The organism is Aeromonas sp. 2HA2 (assembly GCF_029237345.1).
Lineage (GTDB): Bacteria > Pseudomonadota > Gammaproteobacteria > Enterobacterales > Aeromonadaceae > Aeromonas > Aeromonas salmonicida.
Genome location: NZ_JAACGB010000008.1, coordinates 15,455 through 37,827, shown reverse-complemented (window position 1 = coordinate 37,827; position 22,373 = coordinate 15,455). Strand labels below are relative to the sequence as shown.

General features: G+C 56.9%; 18 protein-coding genes and 1 riboswitch. Of the genes, 10 read left to right on the top strand and 8 right to left on the bottom strand.

The annotated features are described in order from the left end of the window. Positions 1-26: 26 nt before the first annotated feature. Positions 27-932: a 1,4-dihydroxy-2-naphthoate polyprenyltransferase gene (locus tag GWQ29_RS12055; protein ID WP_058394859.1), complete on the bottom strand. Its 906-nt coding sequence runs from the start codon at positions 930-932 to the stop codon at positions 27-29. Between the two features lie 208 nt (positions 933-1,140). Here GWQ29_RS12055 and GWQ29_RS12050 point away from each other — a divergent pair, with 208 nt between their 5' ends. The 7 genes from GWQ29_RS12050 (at position 1,141) to GWQ29_RS12020 (ending at position 9,914) form a co-directional block, all read left to right on the top strand. Continuing rightward, positions 1,141-2,496 (top strand): isochorismate synthase, encoded by a 1,356-nt coding sequence (locus GWQ29_RS12050; protein WP_265462010.1) that lies wholly within the window; start codon positions 1,141-1,143, stop codon positions 2,494-2,496. 36 nt (positions 2,497-2,532) lie between these two features. After that, complete coding sequence (menD, locus tag GWQ29_RS12045; protein WP_275919516.1) at positions 2,533-4,251, top strand: 2-succinyl-5-enolpyruvyl-6-hydroxy-3-cyclohexene-1-carboxylic-acid synthase; 1,719 nt, start codon at positions 2,533-2,535, stop codon at positions 4,249-4,251. Continuing rightward, entirely contained in the window at positions 4,241-4,999 is a 759-nt protein-coding gene (menH, locus tag GWQ29_RS12040; RefSeq protein WP_275919515.1) for a 2-succinyl-6-hydroxy-2,4-cyclohexadiene-1-carboxylate synthase, read from the top strand. Before menD ends, menH begins: the two co-directional genes overlap by 11 nt. Positions 5,000-5,186: 187 nt before the next feature. After that, positions 5,187-6,035 carry a 1,4-dihydroxy-2-naphthoyl-CoA synthase gene (gene menB / locus GWQ29_RS12035; protein WP_197667351.1) on the top strand — a complete coding sequence of 283 codons (849 nt, stop codon included), beginning with the start codon at positions 5,187-5,189 and terminating at the stop codon, positions 6,033-6,035. Continuing rightward, positions 6,035-6,964 (top strand): o-succinylbenzoate synthase, encoded by a 930-nt coding sequence (gene menC / locus GWQ29_RS12030; RefSeq protein ID WP_275919514.1) that lies wholly within the window; start codon positions 6,035-6,037, stop codon positions 6,962-6,964. Before menB ends, menC begins: the two co-directional genes overlap by 1 nt. Positions 6,965-6,974: 10 nt before the next feature. Then, entirely contained in the window at positions 6,975-8,381 is a 1,407-nt protein-coding gene (locus GWQ29_RS12025; protein ID WP_275919513.1) for a 2-succinylbenzoate--CoA ligase, read from the top strand. A gap of 300 nt (positions 8,382-8,681) precedes the next feature. After that, positions 8,682-9,914, top strand: a complete 1,233-nt coding sequence (locus GWQ29_RS12020) for a winged helix-turn-helix domain-containing protein (protein ID WP_265420690.1) — start codon at positions 8,682-8,684, stop codon at positions 9,912-9,914. Between the two features lies 1 nt (position 9,915). Here the strand turns inward: GWQ29_RS12020 and GWQ29_RS12015 are convergent, their stop codons facing one another. From GWQ29_RS12015 to GWQ29_RS11990, 6 genes are all read right to left on the bottom strand, one after another. Continuing rightward, on the bottom strand, positions 9,916-10,455 hold the full coding sequence (locus GWQ29_RS12015) for a fimbrial protein (protein WP_275919512.1): 540 nt from the start codon (positions 10,453-10,455) through the stop codon (positions 9,916-9,918). An 8-nt stretch (positions 10,456-10,463) separates the two neighbouring features. Beyond that, positions 10,464-11,489, bottom strand: coding sequence for a fimbrial protein (locus GWQ29_RS12010; RefSeq protein ID WP_265462015.1), 1,026 nt, complete (start codon positions 11,487-11,489; stop codon positions 10,464-10,466). A 2-nt stretch (positions 11,490-11,491) separates the two neighbouring features. Beyond that, a complete protein-coding gene (locus tag GWQ29_RS12005; protein ID WP_265462016.1) occupies positions 11,492-12,223 on the bottom strand; it encodes a molecular chaperone in 732 nt (243 codons plus the stop codon). A 10-nt stretch (positions 12,224-12,233) separates the two neighbouring features. Continuing rightward, on the bottom strand, positions 12,234-14,765 hold the full coding sequence (locus tag GWQ29_RS12000; RefSeq protein WP_345893298.1) for a fimbria/pilus outer membrane usher protein: 2,532 nt from the start codon (positions 14,763-14,765) through the stop codon (positions 12,234-12,236). A 67-nt stretch (positions 14,766-14,832) separates the two neighbouring features. Beyond that, positions 14,833-15,222 carry a hypothetical protein gene (locus tag GWQ29_RS11995; RefSeq protein ID WP_059111596.1) on the bottom strand — a complete coding sequence of 130 codons (390 nt, stop codon included), beginning with the start codon at positions 15,220-15,222 and terminating at the stop codon, positions 14,833-14,835. Between the two features lie 98 nt (positions 15,223-15,320). After that, positions 15,321-15,863: a fimbrial protein gene (locus GWQ29_RS11990; RefSeq protein WP_034523670.1), complete on the bottom strand. Its 543-nt coding sequence runs from the start codon at positions 15,861-15,863 to the stop codon at positions 15,321-15,323. Positions 15,864-16,800: 937 nt separating this feature from the next. Then, positions 16,801-16,887, top strand: a riboswitch (cyclic di-GMP riboswitch). An 88-nt stretch (positions 16,888-16,975) separates the two neighbouring features. Between GWQ29_RS11990 and GWQ29_RS11985 the strand changes: the two genes are divergently transcribed. From GWQ29_RS11985 to GWQ29_RS11975, 3 genes are all read left to right on the top strand, one after another. After that, complete coding sequence (locus GWQ29_RS11985; RefSeq protein ID WP_005316030.1) at positions 16,976-17,308, top strand: hypothetical protein; 333 nt, start codon at positions 16,976-16,978, stop codon at positions 17,306-17,308. Between the two features lie 508 nt (positions 17,309-17,816). After that, the gene (locus GWQ29_RS11980; protein WP_275919511.1) at positions 17,817-20,564 is read left to right on the top strand and encodes a collagenase; all 2,748 of its coding nucleotides are present in this window, start codon (positions 17,817-17,819) and stop codon (positions 20,562-20,564) included. A gap of 171 nt (positions 20,565-20,735) precedes the next feature. Next, positions 20,736-21,680, top strand: coding sequence for an ElyC/SanA/YdcF family protein (locus tag GWQ29_RS11975; protein WP_275919510.1), 945 nt, complete (start codon positions 20,736-20,738; stop codon positions 21,678-21,680). 65 nt (positions 21,681-21,745) lie between these two features. On the opposite strand, the gene GWQ29_RS11970 is transcribed toward GWQ29_RS11975, so the two are convergent. Further along, positions 21,746-22,360, bottom strand: coding sequence for a superoxide dismutase (locus GWQ29_RS11970; protein ID WP_113720721.1), 615 nt, complete (start codon positions 22,358-22,360; stop codon positions 21,746-21,748). Positions 22,361-22,373 lie beyond the last annotated feature (13 nt).

Sequence of the window (22,373 nt, the reverse complement as noted above, 5' to 3'; positions counted from 1 at the left end):
TCACATAAAAACAAGCAAGCATCCCATCAGGAGAGCGCCAACCCGATGGAGAGCAGCAGGCTGAACAGGAAGGCGCTGATGGCGGTCTTCTTGAGGGCACCGGTCAGCACCTCGCCATCGTAGCTTTCACGCAGGGTGCGCGCAGCATCGGTGAGGGGCTTCATGGCAGGCAGGAAGATCCAGGGCCAGAAACTGGCGGGCTGGGTCAGCAGGAAGGCGATGGTGCTGACCAGCGCCGCCCCCAGCAACAGCCAGTGGTAGGCGATGGCACGGTTGCGACCCAGCCGCACCGCCAGGGTGATCTTGCCGCTGACCGCATCCGTCTCTATATCCCGCACATTGTTGATGTTGAGCACGGCGGTCGCCAGCAGGCCGCAGGCAGTGGCCGGCAGCAGCAGATCCCACGCCAGTGTCTTGGTAAACAGATAGTAGGAGCCGAGTACCCCCAGCAGACCGAAGAAGAGGAACACCGAGATATCCCCGAACCCGCGATAGCCGTAAGGGGTCTTGCCCACCGTGTAGGTGATGGCCGCGACTATGGCTGCGCCACCCAGCACCACGAAAGTGAGGATCTGCAGCCACTGATCGCCAAAAGCGCAACCCAGCAGAGAGAGGCCGCTCACCACGGCAGCCAGGGCGGTCAGCCCCATGGCCACGCACATCTGCTTTTGGGTGATGAGACCCGAGACCACGGCGCGCTGGGGGCCAATCCGCTCGCCATTGTCCGCACCGGATACCGCATCCCCGTAATCGTTGGCCAGATTGGAGAGGATCTGCAGCAGTATGGCGGTCAGCAGGGAGAGCGCCATTATGGTGCCATCGAAGGCCCCACGACTGGCCGCCAGCCCGGATCCCAGCAAAATGGAGGAGCACGCGAGCGGCAAGGTTCGCAAACGCGCCGCCAGCAACCAGATAGAGAAGGTATTTGTCATATTGTGATGGCCAAACAATCAGATATTGATCGTGTTAAGGGTTATCGAACTGGATTTCGGTATACTTGGCGCCTCGGGAGGTAAGCTCCCCGGGCGATTTACATGGACGAATGGGCAGATAATATATAGGAATAATCGCTCCTTTGGCATAAACCAACGGCATCCTTCTGCAGGATTGACCGTCACTATCGGCTCATAGACGAAATCCATGTTGGCTCAGACCCATATCAAGCAACAACTGGACGCCCTGCGTCACAGCAACGCCAGCGGCTTCGTTCGGCTGCGCGTGGCGATCGAGGTCGGCTCCTTTCTGGGCTGGCTCGCGGCGCAGACTCTCTATCCCCGCATCTATTGGCATGCCAGAGGGCACGACAAGCCCGAGTATGTGGCGCTGGGCTGTATCCGGGAACTGACCCGTCCACAAGACATACAGCGAGTCTGTGAGCACGCCAACCAGCCTCATGATGACAGCCCGCGCTACTACGGCGGACTGGCGTTCGATCCCGCCCAACCCGGCTGGCAGGGATTCGGCCCCTGCCGTTTCGTGCTGCCCCGCATCGAGCTGGTGCGCCGGGGCGAGTGTGTCAGCCTCTGCCTCAATCTCTGGCTACCGGAGCAGCAAGCAGCGGCCGAGTTCGATGCCGAAATGCTGGCCGCCGAAGCAGCGCTTGATGCCCTGCTGCCGGAAGCGCCGCTTTCCCCCTTGCTGCGGCGCGACTGGCAACGCCAGGATTGCCCTGCCCAGCCGCACTGGCAACAACTGGTGGAACGGGTCACAGCCCCCGATTTTCAGGCGCACACCCCCAAGGTAGTGCTGTCGCGGGAGAGCCGTCTTACCCTGGATGACGCAAGGGCCGATGCCACACATGATGCCGGCAATGCCGTCTCCCCCTGGGCCCTGCTGGCACAGTGGGCACAGCATGCCCAGGACTGCTTCCACTTCGGCTTTCAGTTTTCCCCCGAGCAGAGCTTTATCGCCTGCTCCCCCGAGCGGCTCTACCGCCGGGAACAGGATCATCTCTTCACCGAGGCACTGGCAGGCACCATACGCCGCTCCGGCGACGAGGCGACCGATGCGGCCCTGGCGGCGGAGCTGCTGGCCGACAGCAAGAACCGGCTGGAGAACAGGCTGGTGCATGCCGACATCCTCAGCCGACTGGCCCCGCTCACCACGGGCGCCAGCCTGACCGAGCCGCGCATTCTGAAACTGCGGCTGCTGCAACACCTCAAGTGCGACATAGAGGCCGAACTCAAGCCTGGTGTGTGTGACTGGCAACTGCTGGACGCCCTGCACCCCACCCCCGCCGTGGGCGGCGCCCCGCGCGAAGCCGCACTGGCCTTCATCCGCGAGTTCGAGCCCCATGATCGCGGCTGGTATGCCGGTGCCTGCGGCATGTTGAGCCGGGAGACCTCGGAGTTCTCCGTCGCCATCCGCAGCGCCCGCGTCACGGCGCAGACCATCACACTCTATGCCGGGGCTGGCATAGTGGCGGGATCAGAACCCGCCGCCGAGTGGGCCGAACTCGACAACAAGATCGCCAATGTGCTCTCCCTGCTGGGATAGCGTTTTCTCATCGACCCCTCATTCAGCGAGAGCCTCATGTTTGCCAGTCAACATGCCACCTTCAATCACGTCTGGTCTTCCCTCTTGCTGGAAGAGCTCTATCGCCTCGGCGTGCGAGACATAGCGCTGGCCTCGGGCTCACGTTCGGCACCGCTCACCATGGCCGCAGCCGCCCATGCCGGCTTTCGCCGCCACCTCCATTTTGACGAGCGGGGCCTGGGGTTTATGGCGCTGGGGCTGGCCAAGGGCAGCGGTCGACCTGTGGCGGTGATCATGACCTCGGGCACAGCGGTCGCCAACCTTTGGCCCGCCGTGGCGGAGGCGCAACTCACAGGCGTGCCGTTCATCATTCTTTCGGCCGACCGACCACCCGAGCTTATCGACAACGGCGCCAACCAGGCGATCGATCAGCAGGGGATCTTCGGTCGCTACCCCGTCTATCAGCAGAACCTGCCGAGCCCCACCCCGACCATACCGGCGGCCTTCGTGCTGAGCTCGGTGGATCAGGCGCTGGCCCAGCAGGCGCTGACTCCCGGACCAGTCCATTTCAACTGCATGTACCCCGAGCCCCTCTATCCCGGCGATGAGTACCTGGATTTTTCCGACTATCTGGCCCCTCTCGGCGACTGGCTGCATTCAAGCGAGCCCTGGAGCCCCTGGCAGCAGAATGAACAGATCTGTCCCCGCCAGCCCGATTGGGCAGCCTTGCAGGGCAAACGCGGCATCATAGTAGCGGGACGCATTCAGGATCCCGCCCAGGCGCAGGTGGTGGCCGAGCTGGCCGAGCGCCTTGGCTGGCCGCTGCTGGCGGACCTGCAGAGCCAGATCCGCTTCGATGCCCGCAACCTCATCCACATGGATCTCGCCCTGCAAAACAGCTGCTTCGTGGCCGAGCTGGCCCGCGCCGAAGTGCTGCTGCAATTCGGTGCCCGCCTCATCTCCAAGCGGCTCGGCCAGTTCATCAAGCAGCACCCCTGGCAGGATTACTGGCTGGTGGACCCGCAGCCGGCGCGACTCGACCCCGATTACCGGCTGCGCCGCCGTCTGGTGTGCGAGCCCGCCGCCTTCGCCGCAACCCACAAAGTGAGCACTCGCCACCTGCCCTGGCACCGGCTGGCGGAGCGCCAGCAAAGCGCCACCCACCAGATCCGCAGCGCCTGCGATCGCTTCTCAGAGCTCGGCGTCAGTCATCGGCTGGGCACTCTGATTCAAGGCCAGTTGTTTGTCGGCAACAGCATGCCGGCCCGGCTGATGGACATGCTCGGCGAAGCGGGCAAGGGGCCGAGCCGAGTGATGACCAACCGCGGCGCCTCCGGCATCGATGGCCTCATCGCCACCGCCTATGGTTTCGCCCAGTCGAGCGAGCAGCCAACGACCCTGTTGATTGGCGATCTCAGCGCCCTGCACGATCTCAACAGTCTGGCCCTGCTCGGCAAATCGAGCCGGCCGCTGGTGGTGATCCTGCTCAACAACGACGGCGGCAGCATCTTTCGCATGTTGCCGGTGCCCACCGGCGATCGGCTGCTGGAGACCTACTACTGCCTGCCCCACGGCCTGCACTTCGAGCATGCCGCTGCCATGTTCGGCCTCCATTATCGGGCGCCAACCACGCTGGCTGAATTCGAGCAGGCCTACACCGCCGCGCTGAAAAAACCGGCGCTGGAAAAGAAAGTAACCCTGATTGAAATCAAGGTACCGAGCAGCGAAGTCGCCGAGGATCTCAAGGCACTGGGGGCGGCTATTCGTGGCCTCTAACCCGAACAGCCAGGAATTGCCTCTGGTATTGCTGCACGGTCTGCTCGGCGATGGCCGCGACTGGCAGCCAGTGATCGAAGCCTTGCCTGGAATAGATTGCCACGCGCTGGATCTGCCGGGCCACGGCAGCAATCAAGGGGTGAGTGTGACCGGCTTCGAGCAGGCTCATCAGTGGATCTGTGATGCGCTAAAGGCACTCGGCATCGAGCAGTACCGACTGGCCGGCTATTCGCTGGGGGGGCGGCTCGCCCTCTATCACGCCAGCCAATCCCCTGCCGGATTGCAGGCCCTGCTGCTGGAAAATTGCCATCCCGGCCTGCCGCTGGCCGAGCGAGCAGCTCGCATCGAACACGATGAGGGCTGGGCCCGGCGCTTCGAGCGCGAACCGCTGACAGAGGTGCTGGCCGACTGGTATCAGCAGGGGGTCTTCGCCGATCTCGACGAGGCCGCTCGCGCCCGCCAGATAGCCGGACGCCTTGGCAATCAGGGCCCGGCCATCGCGACCATGCTGCGCGCCACCTCGCTGGGCCAGCAGCAGGATCTCGCGCCCTGGCTCGTCAGCACCCGGTTGCCGGTGACCTGGATCTCCGGCAGCCGGGATCACAAATTCCATCAACTGGCTTGCCAGTTGGTAAAGCAGGGCTGCAATATCAATCACTTGACCCTGGATGGCGGCCACAATCTGCACGCCAGCCAGCCCGAGCGCTTTGCCTCGTGCCTGCGCGACTGGATTGCGAGTACGCCATAAAACGGCATGACACCCTTTACCCGAGCCGGCGTCGCGGGCTTATCACCAACAAGAAAAAGAGAGTGCACATGATTGAAGCAATGACGAAAGCGGGACTGTATACCCTCGTCCAGCATGACGATATTGCTCAACTCCATTGTTCAACTCTGCTCTACCAGATCAGAAGGAAAAAAACATGATTGAGGCAATGACGGAAGCGGAACTGTACGCACCTGTCGAGTGGCGCGATTGCTCCGCCGGTTACGAGGATATCCTCTATCACAAGTCCGGCGATGGCATTGCCAAGATCACCATCAATCGCCCTCAGGTACGCAACGCCTTCCGCCCCCGCACCGTCAAAGAGATGCTGCAGGCACTGGCCGATGCCCGCTATGACGATCATATCGGCACCATCATACTCACCGGCTTCGGCGAGAAGGCGTTCTGCGCCGGTGGCGATCAGAAGATCCGGGGCGACTACGGTGGATACCAGGACGACGAAGGCACTCACCACCTCAACGTGCTCGACTTCCAGCGTGACATCCGCACCTGCCCGAAACCCGTGGTCGCCATGGTGGCCGGTTACGCGGTCGGTGGCGGCCACGTGCTGCACATGATGTGCGATCTCACCATTGCCGCCGACAACGCCCAGTTCGGCCAGACAGGTCCGAAAGTCGGCTCTTTCGACGGCGGCTGGGGTGCCTCCTACATGGCCCGCATCGTCGGCCAGAAGAAGGCCCGCGAGATCTGGTTCCTGTGTCGCATGTACGATGCCCAGCAAGCGCTCGACATGGGGCTGGTCAACACAGTCGTGCCTTTGGCCGAGCTGGAGCGCGAAACCGTGCGCTGGTGCCGCGAGATGCTGCAAAACAGCCCGATGGCGCTGCGCTGCCTGAAAGCGGCCCTCAACGCCGACTGCGATGGCCAGGCCGGCTTGCAGGAGCTGGCGGGGAATGCCACCATGCTGTTCTACATGACCGAAGAGGGTCAGGAAGGGCGTAACGCGTTCAACGAAAAACGTCGTCCCGACTTCTCCAAATACAAGCGGAATCCCTGATGAAACTCGCTCTCTATCGCTACCAACTGCCTTTTACCCAGCCCCTGACCTTTCACGGCAAGGTGGAGGTGGCGCGAGAGGGCCTGCTGGTTCACGTTGACAAGGGCTGGGGGGAGATAGCCCCCCTGCCCGGTTTCTCCAAAGAGACCCTGGCCGAAGCGCAAGCCGAAGCGCTCGCTTGTCTGGAGCAACTGGCTCAGGGACAGCCCATCTCGCCCCTGCTGCCTTCGGTGCAATTTGGGTTCGATTGCGCGCGCCGGATCTGGCCTGAACAGGCCGCCACCCTGCCCGCACCCTATCCCCTTATTCAAGGCTCCCCCCAGGAGCTGCTCAAACACTGGAAGGACTGGCTGCACCAGACCCCCAGCAAGGCCAAGCTGAAGGTGGCCCGTTACCCCATGCGCGACGAGCTGGCGCTGATCCGCCTGCTGTGCGATCGCATCCCCACTCTCAAGCTGGTGCTGGACGCCAACCAGGGCTGGACCCGTGAGGAAGCCTGGGCCTTCTGCGGTCATCTGGATCCGAACCGGATCGAATATCTGGAAGACCCTTGCGCCAACTTTGACGACATCGCCTTCGTGGCAAACCGCACCGGCATGCCGGTCGCCATCGACGAGCTGTTGGCACAAGGCAAACCCTGGGAACCGATCCCTCAACTGAGAGCCCTGGTGCTCAAGCCCATGCTGCTCGGCTCGCTGGCCAACAGCGAAGCCCTGGTGACCCGTGCCCGCGAGCTGCGCCTGAAAGTGATCGTCTCCTCCTGTTTCGAGTCCGATGTCGGCCTCGGCCAACTCGCCCGTCTCGCGGGTGAATGGGCGCCGGATCAGGCACCGGGCCTGGACACCAAACGCTGGCTGGCAAGCGACCTGCTGGATACCCAAGGCAAACCCGACCTGAGTCTGCTGGAGCCCCTGTTTCATCGTGACTGAAGGGGCCTTCATGCTGCCGACATCTGACCATCACCCCCATTTAGAGCCATGCCCGGTGCGCCACTGGGCACAAGCCGCGCCCCACCGGATCGCCATCCACACAGCAAGCCCCCTCAACTACCAACAGCTGGATGCAAGACTCAACAGCCTGTGCCTGCAACTGGAAGGGGCCGGCTTGAAAAGCGGCGACCGCCTTGCAGCCGTGGTGCGCGGCGCCCTGCCAGACGTCTTGCTGGCCTGGGCCTGCGTGCGCAGCGGCATCATTTTCTGCCCGCTCAACCCCGCCTTTCCACTGACTAGACAGGCCGCACTGGCACAGCAGCTGGACGTGGCCGCCTTCTGGTCGGCCGACGAAATTCCGGGGGGAAGTGGGTGCCCACTGCGGCTGCATTTCAGCACAGAAGTGGCGGCTACCGAGCAGCCCTGGCCACTCGCGCCTGCCCAGTTGAACAACATGATCCTCACCTCGGGCTCCAGCGGCACACCGAAAGCCGTGGTGCATCGTCTCGCCAACCACCTGGCCTCGGCACGGGGCTCAGCCTCCCTGATCCCGCTGGATAAGGAGTGCGGCTGGTTGCTCTCCCTGCCGCTGTTTCACGTCGGCGGCTACGCCATCCTGTTCCGGGTCTTTCTGGCAGGGGCCAGCCTGGTGCTGGACGAGCGCAGTCAGCCCCTCAAGACGCGCCTCGAATGCCAACCCATCACCCACCTCTCGCTGGTACCGACCCAGCTCTGGCGACTGATGGCGGAGGGTTTTGACCCCGCTCGCACCCGCTTGCGCGAGCTGTTGCTCGGCGGCGCCGCCATCCCGCAGCCGCTGGTCGATCGCCTTGCGGCCATGGGGTTCACCCCCAAGTCGAGCTATGGCTTGTCGGAAATGGGAAGCCAGGTCTGTACCGGCCTGCCGACCACTGCGGGTCTGGTCGGCAGGCCGCTGCCAGGGCGGGAAGTCGGCATTCAACAAGGGGAAATTTGCGTACGCGGTGACACCTTGTTTGCCGGTTATTTCAAGGAGGGCGTACTGGAGCGGCCGCTCGACGAGGCTGGCTGGTTTCACACCCGCGACAAGGGGTATGTCACCGCCGACGGCGAGCTGGTGGTGGAGGGGCGGATCGACAATCTGTTCATCTCGGGCGGGGAGAATATACAGCCAGAGACCATAGAGCAGCGGCTGGTGGATCACCCTGCCGTGGCCCAGGCACTGGTGGTGCCCATACCGAGTGAGGAGTGGGGGCAAAGACCCGCCGCCTTCATCGACTGGCATGGGGAAGCTGTGCCCTATCCGGAGCTGGCCGCCTGGCTCAGGCAGACATTACCCGGCTTTATGGTGCCGGACCTCTGGCAACCCTGGCCGGACATGGGCGGGGCTCTCAAACCACAGCGAAAGCTGTATCAGCAGTCAATCTTCAAGCAATAAACCGCCATACGACAAGATCTGGCACAACAGATCCATCCGATCCGCACCGTATTCAACAAAACTCGCGAACGAGGCCAAAAACATACTCAGGCTGCAGGCTAAGTGAGAACGATTACATAAACGGCCATCTTTTTGAGTGTTTTTTGAACCAAATTAATAACCTGTAGTACCATACCCGCTGCCAGGCACCTCAATGTAAACCTAAATAATTGATAATTAAAGATATTGTAGTTTTTTCATTATTTGAACAACTGCCACATGATGGTAAAATGCACTCCTTGGCGGTAAGACGAGTCACACATGAGTAACAAAAATTATAAAATTGCAGAGGATATTATTTTCTCCGCTGCAATATTCAAGCTCTCAAAGGGAGAAAGAGACATCAAGCTCAGCAACAAGGAAGCAGAGCTACTCGAAATGCTGTGTGATGAGGCAGGCAGTGTCATTGCCAGAGGCAAGCTGCAGGAGACCTTGTGGCCAAATCAGGACAATACCGATACCAACCTTAACCGTCAGATCCTCTCTCTGCGCAGAAAACTGGAATCCATTGGTTTACTGGACGCAATCGATACTATTCCGAGAGTCGGTTATATCTTCTGTGCACCGGTTGAGATCAGCGGAGAAGAAGAGGAAACGGTAGCTACTGATAACATAGTGCCAACGCCTGCAAACATGCCACAACCAAGACGACAATATAGCCGTAGACGATATGACCGCTATTTCAGTCCAAAACGCATCATGCTGTTTGCATTGATCATGGTATCTATTACCTCATTGGTGATATTAATTTACCACTATACCAATGCCAATACCCTGAGAACGATCAATCTCAGCCATGTATCTCTTTATATGACCAGTGATACAGAGCAAACCCTGAAATTGAAGATAGAAAACCTGAAACCCCTTGCTCAGCGCATCCCTCATTATGAAGATGAACATGTTTCCATTCTCATCGGAAAGGAAGCTATCAGCTACTTTTCCATTGACAATAAAAACAAACTTCTGTCAGAAAATATTTTCCTGTTGAGATCGGGCCACCCTGTCATGGAAGAGTTGCAATGTGTCGTAGCAACGATGGCGTTGCAGGGAAAGAATGTTTCCCACAATTATTATAACAATCCACATACCGTTGTCAGATACCATAGCAGCTGCCTGGCGCCAGAGAACTGGGTAGAAATAACCAGAAAGAGCAAGATGATTGTCACCATGAACAGAGAGATTGTGGTAGCGACCGTGATTGCAACCGATCATAAGGGACAGACACTGTTCAACCTGGATTCCGTCGGGGATGTAGAGCGTGATGATGATGATATTGCGGTCGAAATAAAGAATACTATTGTCAACTTCATTGACCAGAAAGCACTCATCAATAATAGCATGGTCGCTACTCTGGTCGCAGCCTTGACGCCACCAAAACAGAAGGCGCTGTTCATCCAACTGCCGGGTGGAATATATTTATCCAGCTATATGGGGGGCGTTCTCTCCTGGCCCAGCAGAGAAAACTTGAAGGTCATCCAGCGCAATGACCCTTGAGTTATTCATAGGCAACAATGAAATTGGCCACGGCGGTATAATCGCCAGGTTTGATATTCCTTGCGGCGATGGCATCCGGGTGGCCTTCAACCCGAGCGAAAAAATTCAGCTCATTCTCTGTTGAATTGCCCAGCACATAGCCACGGGAAGGAGTACCCAAATCCAGCAGGGATTGAGTGACATCATACAACCGGATACCCGCCCCCTTGGCAGAACCTGCGGAAAAAGCCAGAGCACCGCTCATCTGCTGATCTGCCGAACCGCTGAAGGTCACCTTGGCCATACGGAAGATGCCTGGCTTGCAGTTGGTCAGGCGGATAACAAAAGGCACCTGGGCCCCGGCACCGGCTGAATAGAGTTCCCTGACGTCAACTACCCCCATGTCGACCGACTGATCGGCTGACTCGGGTGATACCAGGCATGGCTGGTCAATAATTCGGCCATGCAGGTTGAGTGCGCCGCCAAGGAGTTCAAGGTCGTCAGCCGCAGCACTGACCCATAAAGGGATAATTAGCAACCCGAAATAGACTAAGCGCAACATACCCCCTCCTACTGAAATGAAGCAACGATCGTACCGGTCGCATAGAAGTCACCGGCTTCGACTTCAACACCGGCAGGACTTACAGGCGCCGCAATAAAACCCCAGTCACCGATATTTCCCTGCATGGAAACCGGATACCAGTCATTCAGATTGAGAGGCGCTCCATCCAGTTGTTTGAATTTTATACCCAGGTTATTAATGGCATTTCCACCCTGATAGCCATCTCGAGTGGTTCTCAAATAATTTGAGTTAAAAGAAACCGGCTTGCCAGAAATCGCCAAATTTATTTTCATTGATGCATCTTTATCAAACACCCCGCCGCTACAAACAAAGCTTAGCGGAACTGTTTTTTCATAATTATTGCCATCCAAACCGACCCCTGGCAGATCACCAAATTCAACTTCTATTGACTGACCACCATTAATAGTACATTTTTCTGGCACATAAAGCACAGAAGACTTGATGACTATTCTTGACATGACGTCATTATTGAAGCCAACATCAGTTTTACCCAATCGACCAAACATCTCGACTATCTCATGGTCAGCAATTTGCACACCATTGATAATTGGCTTGCGAACGCGGAAGGTCACTTTTCCCTTGCTGCCACTTCTAAAACCAAATTGTGCTGAGCCATTTCTTTTGTAGCAGGTAAACCTGCCCTGATTGGATTCTTCATTAAAGGGGGCCGTTACATATGCCTGACGGCTACCTTCAATCCAGATATCAACCTTGAGATCCAGAAATTCATTCAACTTGACGAATCCACCGCCAACGCTGGGTAACCCTGCACTCATGACTGCTTTGTAATAGATCGGTTGATTGATAATGTCTTGGGCAGGACAGAATGCCGTACCAGGGTAAGTACCATTCAAATCCCACTTGAATTCTTTCGTTGCATTGACCTGGTTGGCTATATCTTCCTTTGTCAGTTCAATTTCATAGGTTTTTGTGGCGGCTCTAACCTCACCATTAATGGCCATCGCTGGCATGGACAAAAACATGACACCAAGTACGCCTGCACGAAATATCATGTTCACGTCCCCTTTACGGCTTTACAGGCATTGCCGACGCACTGGTACTTGATATCCATATATCCGCCGTAATCGTTTACATAGCTGATTATGAATTCACTGCCCAACGTCTCAGGGATCTTGGCATCCAGCTCTGATTTGGGGGCCACCATAAAGGCAGAGAAGCCTTTAATGGATGTTTTCTCTTTGCCCTTGGGATGGGCCAGGCCGACATAGGTGACGTAGTAAGGGGTCGGGTTATTGACCTTCAGGGTTGTGCCCTGCTTGGTGATCGTCACTTGATCCTGCCAGACGGCACCACGCTCAGGGAGGATAGCCTCGGGGCGGTAGAAGAGCTTGATCTTGGATTGCACGGCAATCTGCATGACGTTGCTCTTCTCGCTCTTGGGCGGGATCTCGCGCAGGTTGAAGTAGTAGATAGATTCGCGATCTTTTGGCAACGTCTCGATCGCAGGCACGGAAGCGATCCTGACAATCGACTTCTGATTGGCATCCACCCGCTGCACTGGCGGCAGCACCACGAAAGGCGAAGCGATCTTCTGCCCCTGGGCATCTTCAATCCAGGCCTGCGCCAGATAAGGCAGCTTCTGATTTTCGTTTTTGATGTTGAGACTGATGGATTTGGCGCCACCAGGATAAACGGCGCGAGTACGATCCAGCACAATCGCGGCACTGACGTTTAGTGACGTCATACCCAGTACGGCCAGACAGGTAAAAGAGAGCAGCTTTTTCATCGGGTTCCCATTACTTACAAGTGAGCGTCTTCATCGACAGATCGGTTACTTCGTGCGGTGCCGCTATCTTGCACTGACGGGCACCACCCCAGGAAAGTTCAAACGATTCATCCGGTTTTACTCCCGCCAGATAGACAAGGCCATCCTCATCCACGACGGAGAGTACCCGTCCGGCGTCATTGACGACGGTCGCACCGAAGGGCGGATAGGAACCATTGGGCAGCCTGACGCTGGCCAGCAACTTGAAGCCTTGGGCAATTTCAAAGGCATTATACCCAATCGCACCTTCCGTCAGGGTTCCCTGCTTGATGGCATTCATGGCATCTATGTCATCGCTCAGCTGGTCCACGTCGATACGGGTATCGCTCTTGCGATAATCGGTCATATCGCTGATCACGGCCACGCCAAACCGGTTCGTTACCGCACGCCCATTATTGAAAGAGACATCGGCGACCTTGCCGGTATCGACCATCATGCGGGTTCCTCCACGTCGGGTCGCCTGATGCAAGGCGGCGCCATGTTCGGTCGCCGTCAAACCGCCCCGCATGCTGGCACCGACCGAGGTGTATTCGCTCTGTACGCTGTAGGCATTGAGGCTGACGGCGCCGATGTCACTGTTGTGGTTGTAATAACCTCGCGCTACCGCATGACCATTGCTCTGCACCCCAGCCCCCAGCTGATAGGTATCATCCGGTCGGCTGTAATCCTGATAGGTTGCCAGGTGGGTGACCTTGCCGTTGGAAGACTGCACGCTGTATCCCGCACTCTTCCTGTCCCCGATCGGCATGCTGACCGTCAGCATGACACTCTTGTCATCCTCATAATTCTCTGTCTTGGTCTTGTAAGCAGACAAATAGAGAGAGACATCCTTGAAACTGCCAATATTCACACTCTTGTTGATGGACAGGCCGTAACGATCTTCCGCATCGTGATTCCAATAGGTTCTATGGGTGTAATCCATATACATGGTCAATGCCTTGGCGGCATCATCAGCCCAGAATGTCTTGTTGGCAGTAATGGTATATAGCTCTTTATCACCCCAGGTATTGTAATCATCACTCGAGGCAACGCTATTATTTTCCAGTCGATCCTTGTTACTCAGAAACTGCGACATTGTCATGAAGTTGTGTTGCGAGAAACGATAACCCGCAAAGGTGATGGAGCTGTTGTATTCATCGAACTGCTTGGCATAGTTCAACCGAAATGACTGGCCAATCTTGGTAGATAAACCCGGTAATTTCGCAATGGATTGGGTCAAGTCAGCAGAAATAGCACCGAATGCATACAGGTCGCGCCCAATCCCCAGGCCCATGGAGTTATATTCACCAGCAACCAGACTACCACCATAAAGAGACCAGGAGTTCGCCACCCCCCATGAGAAGTCCCCCGTCACAAAACCAGGACCATGGATATCGTGAGCAGAGTCACCCAGTTCTGATGGGGCGCCGACCGAGATGTTGTAGCGAACATACCCTGGCCGGGTCAGATAAGGCACGGTTGCCGTATCCACCTGAAAAGAGCTGACGCTGCCATCCTGCTCTTCCACCCGCACATCGAGACGACCACGCACAGAACTGTCCAATCCCTGAATACGAAATGGGCCGGCAGGCACGTTGGTCTCATAAATGATGCGGCCAGACTGGGAGATGGTGACTTTGGCGTTGGTCTTGGCGATGCCGCTCACCTCGGGGGCATAGCCTTGCAAGCTGGGCGGCAACATGCGCTCATCATTGGCCAGATTGACACCTGTATAACGAAAACCATCGATCAATTGGGAGTTGAGCTGTTGTTCGCCCACGGTCAGCTTGGCGGCCATGGTCGACAGAGGGCGGTATGCGTAGAGACGGTTAAGCTCGGCTGACGACCGCTCGTCATCCCCCCAATAAGCGCTGGCCTGGTAATCGCCACGCAAGCGCCAGGGACCGTAGTTCGCCCCCAGGGTACCGTAACTGCTGAGGTTGCTGTTGGAGTAGTCGCGCCCTTCATTGACCTGGGCATTGAGGTTGTAATCCAGCATCAGACCAGTGACGCCGACGTCCCACTGCTCGGGCGGAATCCAGTTGGGGTCACTGTATTTCAGCCAGGCCTGGGGGACGGCAATCCTCAGCAAGCCGTTACCAATATCATTGGAGATGATGACGCCATCCAGCGCCAGAAGGTTGGCACACTGACCCTGATGCCAGCTGTCAATCTTGGCGATGGCCTCATCCGTCAGCGCCATCCTGGGGACAAGATCCTGAGGCAAGCAGGCAACACCGCCCTTTCCCTTGCCGTCTTCCACTTCATAAAAAGGGATTTTCTGGAGTGGCAGCTTGTTCTTGTTGACCTCAATCTCAAGATAGTAATCACCCGGCAGGATATAACCTTCATCTGCAAACTGGGAAAGGTCTATCTTGGTTCGCTCGTCCAGATCAAGCGCATCAATATTAAACTCCGTTTCTGCCAACGCGTTATTTGCCACTGCCAACAGGCAAGGCGCGCATAGCATAAAAGCCATTTTTAGATAATGTGTTCTAACAGAGTTTGATGTTGAAACGCTCATATATTCACTCTAGGGGTAACATAACGGTCTCACATAATGAGGTATCTACACTAAGCAATCGGGTTGCTTACATATAATTGAGTTCAAATAGGGCTGTATTGCTCGGATAGAACAGCACACCATTATTCACCCTCAAATCAAGTTCCATATCACGGTTGACAATATCGGAGACAATAAAGTACTCCCCAGATACCTTGTGATACTTCCCATCACTGACAATACCCAGTTCATCATTCATGACACCATGAACAGACATGGATATAAAAGGCAGTGAGGTATCAGCTCGCCCTTCTATCTGACAACCACTGACTTTCAGTACTCTGTGGTTGGCTTGTTGCTGGGGAGTTTTTCTTTGTTCATCCAAAGTGCAGCCTGACTCGGCCAACCCATCCGTTACTTCATTTGCATACGCAGGCATTGCCATCATCACAACCTGCAACACGACTGGCACAATCATTGGAGTTTTCATGGTAAAGGCACGATGTGGGGGAAACCATGTGTGAAGTTGTGGTGGTTTGCACCACCACAACCCGTATCACACGTTAAGGCAGACTATTACTCGTAGGAGAGAGTAAAGTTGGTCACTGCAGTGAAAGCACCAGCAGTCAGCGGGTTGGCAGTCTGGTCGGCATAGCCTTTCAGCACGGCGCTGAAGGGCAGCTCGTTATCACCGTTCACCAAGCCAAAGGCGGAAGTCGGGGTACCCAGTACGATCGGGGCGCCGCCCGGAGCTGTCATCTTGATACCAGCACCAGCTGCCTGGCCGCCACCGATAACCAGCAGGCTGGAATCGACAGGATCTTTGGCGCCGCTGAAGGTCACTTTAACAGCATCTTCATCAGGGGTGATTTCACAGTTCAGCAGCTTGATGCTGAACGGCTTGGAGTTGGACTCACCACCTTTGACCAGCTCTTTGGTACTGATCTGACCCATTTCAACAACCTGGTCAACAGACTCAGGAGCAACAGAGCAAGGTGCATTGATAATTTCACCGTTAAAGGTGACTTTACCTGAACCAGCACCGCCGGCAGCAACAGCAGAGCCGCACAGCAGCATGGAACCAACACCCATAGCAACCAAAATTTTATTAGCGTTCATTCTTTATACCTACATTAACGTGTGTTTTATCTCATCACCTAAACCATGCTGGAGTCACAGTGTTAAATAATGAGGCGATATGCCACAAAGCTACTCTTGCATGACTTTTTCTTCATTAAGCCGGTGAAGATATGAGCCAGACCATCAGTTGCTCTGTGTATGTACAATTTTATCAAGCCAAGGTAGAAGACCGTATCAAAGGCAGTTCCCGCTACCTTTTATATCTGCACGAATACATATCCATGTAAGCCGTGTAGAAATACTGCTTTCAACCTTTGCTTGGGAAACAAATTAACGACGTATTTGATGCACATCAAATACATTTTGATTTTTATAAATCTCTTTTTAAACACTTTACAATCAAGCACTTACAGACAAATCAGAACACATTAAAATAACAAAACACCATTGCCAGCACTGCATTGAACATTGCCAATCTTAAATTAACCAATAACCCAATCACACCACAAACCAAATTAACAAAAAACCAACATCGAGGCACAACAAATATACTCTTCTGGCCATGTTTCTGATCACGCCCAGGCAATCAGACAATCAGACAATCAGACAATCAGACAATCAGACAATCAGACAATCAGACAATCAGACAATCAGACAATCAGACAATCAGACAATCAGACAATCAGGAGTATCTGACGCTGACTGTGATGCACAAGAGGTCACACCTTGCTCACGGCAGGAGTGATGTTCAAAGTTTCCATGCAAAACAGCACTGGCTTTAAAACATCCGCAGTTGTTGGCTCACTCTTTACAGGAAGTCATAACTATTAATTTAATTGGAAGGAAATAAAAAATCATCAATATGGGACAGGCATATTTCCCCACCAATACTAATCGGCACTTGTGAGGTGTGACTTATATCCCATCTTTTTTTATAGCGATTGATTTCTCAAAGTGGGGTGTTATCATCTGGACATAGAGTAAAGGGCAAACCGATCGAAAGGTCGGGACGCAAAGCCACCGGTCTAAGGGTGTAGATACCTAAGACAGCGGAGCTGCCATCTGAGAAGAGTAATGTCATGATCTGAATGCCATTCTCTTTGATTGCGTTGCCCTTTTCGTACAACGACATGTGACGAAAAGGACATAAAATGAACACTTGCATCCCCTCCACCGGTTCTGTCCGCAAAAGCATTATCCGTTGCGCCTCCTCAGCCGCCACCGCCTTGCTGCTTGGCGCTGCACTGTTGCCCGCTACCGCATCGGCTTACGATGGCACTGTGACCCTGACTGGCACCATTTATGAATCACCCTGTGACTTTTCTGACAACAGCGTGACCTGCTATTCCGGCGCACAGCGCCAAACCTTGGATTTGGCCAGCCTGCGACAAACTGGCAGCCTCAACGCCATCAATGGCACCCTGAATTACAAGCTGTCAGAAGGCAGCAATAGCATGGCCATAGTGACCGTCAGTTACCTCTAGTTTCCTCCTGAGCCTGGCTCAGGATTGCTTGAGGATCAGGGCCGGCATACCGATTGGTTTGTCGGCAGCCTGCCTTGGCCACAGGCAAAGCAACCTCTGTTACCTTTGTGTCGCGTCCCTCTTGTCAGTCTCGGTTGCCCCTCTGCTCCGCGTCCTCTCGATCTGTTCCCCCTCCCTTTCACCCTTTCCTGGGTCACAGCATCATGACCACATAAACGCCTGGCGATCGCCAGTACAGAGCCTCCATACCATTCGGACATGAGGCACACCTGCCCACGGCACAGCAAACCTCAAACGAGAGCTGGATCACATTCACAGCGTGGAGGCTTAGATCCCCCCCAGATGGCTGATGAGTCCTTGCTATCACTGCAGCCCCCTATGAGACTCAATTTATTTTGATAGATGCTAAATAAATGATTTATATGGCCTGATTGGTGAGTTGATACCCTTTTGGAACTGAGTACATTGCCCGCGATAACCATGCAGACTCTCATCCAAAGGGATAAAAATGAACAATCTGGGTACAAGGTTGCTGCTTCTGGCAGCACCGGGCCTGCTCGCCACCTCGGCGCTGGCCAATTACTCCCCCACCGACTGGCAAGCATATCGGCTGAACGGTGAATCGAGCCGCCAGCTGAGCGATCGCGTCACTGAAGTCACCTACGAGCTCAGCGCCCGCAATGACGATGCCCCCTATCAGCAACTGCGCGTCTATCGCCGCTTCGACTGGAACGATAGCGACCTCAGTGCTCTGGCGGAGCAAGCCTGCGGCGAACCGCAGCTCAGGATTGAGCAGGGCTGGCAGATCCGTTACCTCAGCTGCGAGCAGGTGGTGCCGGCAGGCAAGGCCATCCCGGCCAGCAGCTATGACTATGGCTACGGCCTGGAGCAGGGCCGCTGGGAGCCATTGACCGGCACCCCGACCGCACCGCGCCAGGATCGTATGCCGTTGGCCGAACGCATCATACTGGGTCACAGCGAGCAGGAGCTGGATCGCTGCGAGCTCAACGCCCAGGGCCGCTGCGCCGAGCAGGTTTGGCAATATCAGCCGAAAAACTGGCAGCAACTGAGCGTGCTGGAAGAAACCCCCAACGAGCGGGATGGCCGCCTCGAGCAGATCTTCTTCCGCCTGCAACCCGTGCCTGGCAGTCAGGCCGCCAGCCAGGTGAGCGAGATCCACGTATGGCGCAAGTACAGCTGGCAGCTGGATGAAACCAAAGCCCAGCAGGAGTGCGATGAACCCCAGACCCGCCAGGAAGGGGACAAGACCATCAGCTATCGGGTTTGCCGCCAGACCCTGCCCGCCGGCAGCGAGGTGCAGGTAGTACTGAAAGACACCGGCTATCAATACCCGGTCGGTGGCAGCAAATGGCAGACACTGCCGGAAACCGACGAGTGGCAAGAGAGCCGGGTGCTCAATCGCCCCATAGTGCTGGCCAGCAAGGAGGAGCAGCTCGACTGCCGTCGCGCCGATGGCCGCGCCTGCTCCGAGCCGGAGCAACCGGGCACGGATCTGCTGGATGCTGACGCCGCCAGGATAGTGCAGGACGCCAGCGGCCAGCCCGCTCCCGTCTGGCAGGAAAACTATGGCCACGATGACACCAAGCTGCTGGCCGTGTCACGGGGCATGCAGAGTCTGCTGGCGGCCAATCAGCCCGCCCATCCGGCCATGAAGCTGTTGCTCGAATATGTGCGCGCCCACAACTATCACAACTACGGCAAGCACAAGGAAGATGGCTCGGCCGCCGCCGAGGCACTGGCTGAAGCCCTGACTGCGCTCGGTGCCCATCCGCTGCTCTATCCGGAGCAGGCCAGCGATGAGGTAGGAGCCGTCATAGGTGCCTGGAGTATCGCCCTGCATGGCCAGTTCAAGAGCCCGGCGGTGCAGAACCGGTTCGGTACCCTGCTCGGCCAGTTCAACCAGATGCTGGCTTACAGCACCCGCCACGCCAGCGAGATCAATGGTCAGCATGCCTGGGCAACGGGTCTGTTCGATCTGCTCAACTTCCTCGACTTCGCCAGTGACTACAGCGATGCCTTCGCCGCCGATTTCCGCCAGCAGGATGGTGAGCTGCGCAAACAGCTGCACGCCCTCGGCATGAGCGAGCTGTCGCTGTGGCAAGGACGGGATGGCAAGGATCTGTTCCTGCTCAACAATGTGTTGGATGCCTATACCCGCCTCTACCGGGTCACCCGTTATACCCGTCCCGACGAGAGCGAAAACTATCGCAAGCTGCTGGATGGTTCAGTCATCGACCTCATCCGTCATCACAGCCTGATCCCGGGTGGCCAGCAGAGCCAGGATCTGCTGGAAGACATGTCACTGACCCTCTCCACCTACTATCTGACCTACACGGACCGCACCAGCGAAGCCTGCATCAGCGGCGAGTTTGCCGGTCTCTGCACCCCGATACGGCTGGAGGATGTGCTGCCGTTCGAGCACACCTGCTCGCCGACCCTGCGCCTGCGGGCCCAGGAACTGAGCCAGGATCAGGCCGACGGCATCTGCCGCGAGCTGGGCGCCGAGGAGCAGCAGTTCCATCAGCAGATGGAAACAGGCTGGCAGCCGGTGGCGGATGACAACAACGAGGCACTGGAGCTGGTGATCTTCAACTCCTCCGCCGACTGGAAACGCTACGGCGGCGCCCTGTTTGGCGGTGTCTCTACCGACAACGGCGGCATCTACATCGAAGGAGATCCGGCTCGCCCCGGCAACCAGGCCCGCTTCTTCGCCTATGAGGCTGAGTGGAAGCGCCCCGCCTTCCAGGTGTGGAACCTGCGCCACGAGTATGTGCACTATCTGGATGGCCGCTTCAACCAGTACGGCAGCTTCGGTCACTACCCGCTCAATCGCACCACCTGGTGGTCGGAAGGGCTGGCGGAGTTCATCGCCCACGGTCAGTGCTTCGCCCGTGGCATGGATAATGTGGCTGGTCGCCCGGCGGCCGAACGACCGAGCCTGGCCGACATACTGCACCTGGATTACGACAAGGGGGGCGAGATGGTCTACTCCTGGTCCTATACGGTGCATCGCTTCCTGAACGAGACCGGCCGCGGTGCCAGCTGGCTTGCCATGGCCCAGGCCCTGCGCAACCCGGATCAGCAGCAGGCGATGAGCGCCTTCGAAGCCGAGCTGGATCAGCTGATCGCGAGCGACAGCGAGGCCTACCAGAGCTGGCTGAGCCGCGATCTGCTGCCCTGGTGGGAGGCCAACAAGGAGTCTGACGAGTGCAAGGCCAACGACTCCTCCCACTGAGGGTGAGGCGTTAGCGACAGAGGGCAGCCACGGCTGCCCTCTGTTTTTATATGAGTACTTTATATAGGTGACGGATCAAGCGGTTAGAAGACAGCCAGATGCGACAGCCTCTGCCCGAGTGACGCCATAGGCAGTTATCAAGCCTGACGCGCAGCGGCAACTTGTAATAGAATGACCCTCTGTCACCTCCTACTTCAGACCCGAACTGCACCGCGCATGAAGAAGTTTGCCAAGATCCTCCTCGCCTGCTTTTGCCTGTTGCTGGTAGCTGCCGCCATGCTGCTGGGCTACAGCGAGTGGACCGTCTCGGACACCCGCCACTACACCTATGACGACGTCGACGCGGTACCCTACAACAGGGTCGCACTGGTGCTCGGCACCTCCAAGTACCTGATTGGCGGCAGTTCGAATCACTACTTCAAATACCGGATCAAGGCCGCCGCCGAGCTCTACAACAATGGCAAGGTGGACTACATACTGGTCTCCGGTGACAACGCTACCGTCCAGTACAACGAGCCACGCCAGATGCGGCGTGCCCTGATCCAGGCCGGTATTCCGGCCAAGGTGATCTACAGCGACTACGCCGGCTTTCGTACCCTGGACTCCATAGTGCGCGCCAAGGAGGTGTTTGGTCAGGCCCACTTCACAGTGGTGTCGCAGGCCTTTCACAACGAGCGAGCCATCTTTATCGCCCGCCACTTCGGCATCGAGGCCGTCGGCTTCAACGCCAAGGATCCCAGCGCCTATCAGGGTATCAAGACCCGGGTGCGCGAGGTGTTTGCCCGGCTGATGGGGCTGCTCGACCTCTATGTACTGGACAAGGGCCCCAAATTCCTCGGTGAGCCCATCGTCATCGGCGGCCCGGTTCCCTGCCTGACATTGAGTACCCTGGGTATGAGCCAGCCCTGCCTGCCCATTCCCCTTGTGACGCAGGACAAGCAGCCGCGCGACAAGGCCGCTCCCGCCGTCAATGCCGCCAGCTCGGCCGCGGCGACCAGTGCCGCATCGACCACGAGCGCAGCAGCAACGACCGGTACCTCAGCTGCAACCAGTTCAGCCAAATCGGCCAGTGCATCGGCTGCAACCAGCGCAGCAGGCGCCAATCCAACGCCCTGACCAGACAAAAAAAGACCCGCTGGATAGCGGGTCTCTTTTTGTGAATGGAACAAGACGCTAGCAGATCAGGCCAGCGCCTGCCGGTAACGACGTTCCACCTCGTCCCAGTCGATCACGTTGTAAAACGCGGCTATATAGTCGGGACGCTTGTTCTGGTACTTGAGGTAATAGGCGTGCTCCCACACGTCCAGCCCCAATATGGGCGCATGGCCCTGCATCAGGGGACTGTCCTGATTGGCGCTGCTCTCCACCTGCAATTTGCCCTCCTTGTCGACCACCAGCCAGGCCCAGCCGCTGCCAAAGCGGCTCAACGCCGCCTGGGTGAAAGCCTGCTTGAAAGCATCCAGCCCTCCCAGATCCCGCTGGATCGCCTCCGCCAGCTCGCCAGTTGGCTCACCGCCGCCTTGCGGGCTCATCACCTGCCAAAACAGGCTGTGGTTGGCATGACCACCCCCATGATTGCGCACCGCCCCCTGCACCTTGACCGGCAGGCTGTCGAAGCGGGCAAGCAGCTCATCCACCGGCAGGGCGGCCAGCTCGGGGAAAGCTTCCAGTGCGACGTTGAGGTTGGTGATGTAGGTCTGGTGGTGACGACTGTGGTGGATCTCCATGGTCAGCGCGTCTATGTGGGGTTCCAGCGCATCGTAGGCGTAAGAAAGGTCTGGCAGGGTATGGCTCATGATCACCTCTTTT